The sequence below is a fragment of the Candidatus Pelagibacter sp. HIMB1521 genome (genome assembly GCF_052047875.1).
Lineage (GTDB): Bacteria > Pseudomonadota > Alphaproteobacteria > Pelagibacterales > Pelagibacteraceae > Pelagibacter.
The window spans coordinates 1-4,796 of sequence record NZ_JBNAIZ010000023.1 but is presented as its reverse complement, the minus strand read 5'-3'; the positions used below and the strand labels follow the sequence as shown (position 1 = coordinate 4,796).

Below are 4,796 nucleotides of genomic sequence, written 5' to 3'. Positions count from 1 at the left end.
TTAAAAGATGTCATTATTCTACGAGTTTTTTTAGATCAAATATTATTTTTTCTGAAAACTCACATTTTGGCATGATCTCTGTAGCAGTGACTTATTATCTACTTTATTTAATTTCAATTGAAAAAAATTTTTTTTTAAAATTAGTATTTCTATTACTTGTTTTATCCTTTTTTTATAATTCATCCACAACCTCAATTTTGGGTTATATTCTAAGTTTTTTTGCTGTTTATATTTGCTGTTACAAAAAAATAAATAATCAATTTTTATTACTTACGACAGGTTATTTATTTTTAACAATTCTTATATTATTTACTTCTTCAAATTGTCTAAAAAGGTTCCAAGATATTGATGAGGTTTCTCAATCATTCAAAGAAATTTATAATTTAAATATAATTAGTGAAAATAAAAATAAAAATAAAAATAAAAATGAAAGTTTAGATAATCAAAATGATTTAAATAATAGATGGAATAAACTTATTAATGAATACTTAACTGCAATAGAACAATTAAGTAGATTAAATAATGATTTTGATAAAAATAAAATAAAAAAAACCAATCTAGAACAAAAAATACTTAATTTAGAAAATCAAATGAATAGATTAGACGAAAAAAAATTTAAAATTATCAAAAGTAATTTATCAACTAACTTAACAACTCAAGTTTATTTAAGATCTTTTTATATTTTATTTGAAGCTATAAAAGAAAAACCTTTTGGCTGGGGATTTAATAACTATTATCTAGCATCAAACAAATATAGATTTAAAGTCCCATTTCTCAATCCGTCCACAGTTTTTCTTAATAGTCATGATGCATCGAACAACTTTGTTAAATTGATTACTGAGTTTGGTGTTTTTGGATTATTTTTGCTAATTATAATTTTATTGGCTTGTTTAAATAATAATATCGATCACAAAGTAAAAATATTCTTTATGCCATTAATAATTACACAATTAATTAGAGGTGCGGGATATTTTAATGGTGGTTTTTTGATTGGTATATGTATTTTTATTATATTATTTGTATATAAAGATTAAATGAATGTTCTTGGTATAAATGTTTATCATGCTGACACCTCTGCATGTTTATTAAAAAATGGTAATTTGATCGCTGCCTGTGAGGAGGAAAGGTTTACTAGAATTAAGCATTATTCAGGGTTTCCAATTTATTCAATAAAATTTTGTTTAAAGAAAGCTAACATTTCTCTCAAAGAACTAGACTATATTACTGTAAATTTTAATCTTAACCACAATTTATACGAAAGATTTAAATTTGCATTTTCAAATATAAAATCTACTAGTCTTGCAAATAAATTACTTAGCCTTTTAAACAAAAGATCATTACATAGTCAGTTTCAAGAGTATTTTGGAGAAAATGTTAAAGATAAAATTATTTTCGTACCTCACCACATATCACATATTTCTAGTAGTTATTTTATGTCAGGATTTAAAGATGCTGTTGGAGTATCAATTGATGCAACTGGTGATTTTTCATCTATGGAGATAAGTGAATTTAAAAACAATAAAGTAAATTTAATATCAAAAAATTATTATCCACATTCATTAGGTATTTTGTATCAAGCAATAACTCAATTTTTGGGATTTAAAAATTATGGAGATGAATACAAAGTAATGGCTCTTGCTGCATATGGGTCTCCAAAATATAAAAAAGAGTTTGATAAATTAGTAAAATTTGTTCCTCCCTATAATTTTGAATTAAATCTTGAATATTTTTTGCACCATAAAAATTTTTTTTTTGACAACTTAAACTCATCAAAACCTATTTTTGAAAACCTCTATTCAAAAAAAATTGAAGAGCTTTTGGGAAGTGAGAGATATTATAAGGAAGAGTTACAGCAAAGACATTATGATATTGCATCATCCTTGCAAAATAAATTTGAAGAAATAATACTAAAGATAATTAAAAATATATATTTAGAAAACCATTCAAACAATCTTTGTTTATCTGGAGGATGTTTTTTTAATTCTGTTTTAAACGGGAAAATTTATAAATCTTCTAAATTTGATAAGATTTTTTTTCATGCAAATGTTGGTGATGCAGGTGGATCTGTTGGATCCTCATTTTATCAATTTAATGAAATATCTAAAAATTTTAAAAATACTATTCAAGATAACTACTTTATTGGACCTTCGTACAGTGACGAGCAAGCAAAAAATTTAATTAAAAAAAATGAGAAGTTTCTTGGAGATTTCTCAATAGATTATGGATTAAATTTTGAAAAGATAATTGAAGTTGTTACAGATATATTAAGTAAGAGCGGTTTAGTTGCTTGGTTTCAAGATGAAATGGAATGGGGTCCTAGAGCATTAGGAAACAGAAGTTTATTAATTGATCCTAAAAATAAATTTGCAAAAGATATTTTAAATACAAAAATAAAACTTAGAGAAGAATTTAGACCTTTTGCAGCATCAATACTGGAAGAGCATACTCATGAATATTTTGATGTAAATAACAAAGATGATAAATTTCCAAATATGAATGTTGTATTAAAAGCTAACTCTATATGTAAAAATAAATTCCCAGCCATAGTACACGTTGACGGCTCCTCGAGAATTCAAACAGTAAATAAAAATCAAAATTTTAAATTTTATAAACTTTTGAATGAATTTAAAAAAAAAACAGGATCACCTATTTTATTAAATACATCTCTGAATATTGATGAACCTATATGTGAGAGTCCAGTAAATGTAATAGAAACTTTTTCTAGAACAAAAATTGATTGCATTGTTATTCAGAACACACTGATAATTAGAAAAATTTAGTGATAAATTTTAAAATTTTAATATGAAAAATATATTTATATGACAGTAAATTTACCTCTCAAAATAATATTTATTATTTTTATTCTTTTTGGTTTTTATTTATGCAAGGTTGGAGGCTATGGGTCAGATGAAGATACTCTACCTATGATAGGAACTTATATTGGTTATTTGAATGGAAACTTTATGACTAGCAGATTTACAGGTTATCCAGTCGCTGAATTTATTATTGGTTTTTTATCTTTTAATTTTGGGAGTTTTGCTACAAATATTTTCATATTTTTAAGCTTAATATCAGGTTTAGTTATTTATTATTTAAGCCTAAAAAATGAAATTAATACTAACAATTTAATTTTATTTTTAATTTTTGTACTTTCAAATCCAATTATTTTTTTTGATAATTTAGAACCAATTGATTACTCTATAGCTTTTTTATTCTTTTCATTAGGTATGTACTATTTGAAAAGAAATTTTTTCGAGCTATCTGTTATTTTTTTTGGAATATGCATTGGAGCTAGAATTAATTTTGCTCCTTTCGTTATTATAACAATATTATTTGCTAAAACTGATTTTATAGCAAATAATTATAGAAAAGTTTTTATTATACTTTCTTCTATATTTATTGGCTGTTTGTTTTATTTGCCAGTTTGGATACAATCTAGCTTAACTTTAGATTGGTTAAGAGCAGGCCGACCAGATGGTGATTTTTTAGAATATTTCGTCAGGTTTTTTTATAAAACTTGGAAAACAATAGGTTTTATTCAGTTATTTGTATTTATTTATTTATTAAGAAAATACCTTAAACCTGTCTTGAACTATAAATACTCAATTTTAAATTTTCTATTAATTTTTTCTAATCTTGTAATATTTTTATACATTCCAGCAGAACTTTCGTATTTACAACCAATGATAATTTTCCTTTATTTTATTATTTATGAATGTGCTGAAAAAAAATATATTTATAGTTTAATTGTTATAAATTTTTTAACATGGTTCGTTAATTTTGAACCAATTAAAGTATCTTACAAAAGTAACAATTATTGCGATCCAGTACAAGCTTTAGATGCAAGTATAGAACCAAAAATTATTAAAGGATATTATTTTAATTTTTTAGAGACGAGAGATAAAATTAAATGTTGGATAGATTTAGATACTGATTATGGAAAAAAAATTTTAGAGGGAAAACCATTAAAGTAAATGATAATTTCTTTTTTTTTTTTTATAATTCTATTAATCCCTTTATACGGAATTTCTTTTATCTTAAAAATTGCCTTTAGAGAAGATAGTAGTTCCTTAAAAATAAATAATATTGATATTGTTTATGGAATAATTTTATTACTTACAACTTTAATTTTAGTTAATTTTTTTTTCCCAATTAAATATTCTATATTTCCAATTTTTTTTATAGGTTTTTTATTGTTAATTTATGCAATTAAAAAAAAAGCACTTCATTTAAAAAATATATTTTATAATGCTGTAGCACTTTTGATCTTGTTTTATATTAGCTCTAATAATGGACCAATTTATGATACTCAACTATATCATCACCAGATTTTACATTGGAGTTATGACTATAAAATAGTAATTAATTTAGTTTCATTAGAAGAAAGATATGGCATGATTTCTCCCTGGTATCTTCTACTAAGTATTGGAAATTTTAAAGTTAATGGAGCATATTTAGCAAATTTAATCAATTATATTCCATTTTTTATTTTGATTTCTGAGTTTATCAACAAAAAAGAAGGTAAGCTTTCTTATTCAAAATTATTTTTAATATCTTCAAATATTTACATATTTTTTTTTAGTTTAATTCATCCTTTTCAAAATGGCACAATATTAATGAATTTAGGCTCGTTAGGCTCTGATACTGCGGGTTCTATATTTTTTATTTTAACAATTTATTTTTTTCTTAAATGTAATGAAAATTTAAAAGTTGAATTTTACAATTTAACTTTAATATTCTCAATATTATCAATTTTTTGTAAAATATCTAATTTACCATTGTTATTTCTTGTTCTA

At 23.3% G+C, this 4,796-nt stretch carries 4 protein-coding genes; all 4 read left to right on the top strand.

Features of this window, described 5'->3' with window-relative positions; all coding sequences use genetic code 11:
* Positions 1-1,034: O-antigen ligase family protein (locus tag ACTTA5_RS07470; RefSeq protein WP_440649145.1), on the top strand; the 1,034-nt coding region annotated here is incomplete at its 5' end.
* Positions 1,035-2,780 carry a carbamoyltransferase family protein gene (locus ACTTA5_RS07465; RefSeq protein WP_440649143.1) on the top strand — a complete coding sequence of 582 codons (1,746 nt, stop codon included), beginning with the start codon at positions 1,035-1,037 and terminating at the stop codon, positions 2,778-2,780. It abuts the gene before it with no gap.
* Positions 2,781-2,819: 39 nt separating this feature from the next.
* Positions 2,820-3,974, top strand: coding sequence for a hypothetical protein (locus ACTTA5_RS07460; protein ID WP_440649141.1), 1,155 nt, complete (start codon positions 2,820-2,822; stop codon positions 3,972-3,974).
* Positions 3,975-4,796: hypothetical protein (locus ACTTA5_RS07455; protein ID WP_440649139.1), on the top strand; the 822-nt coding region annotated here is incomplete at its 3' end.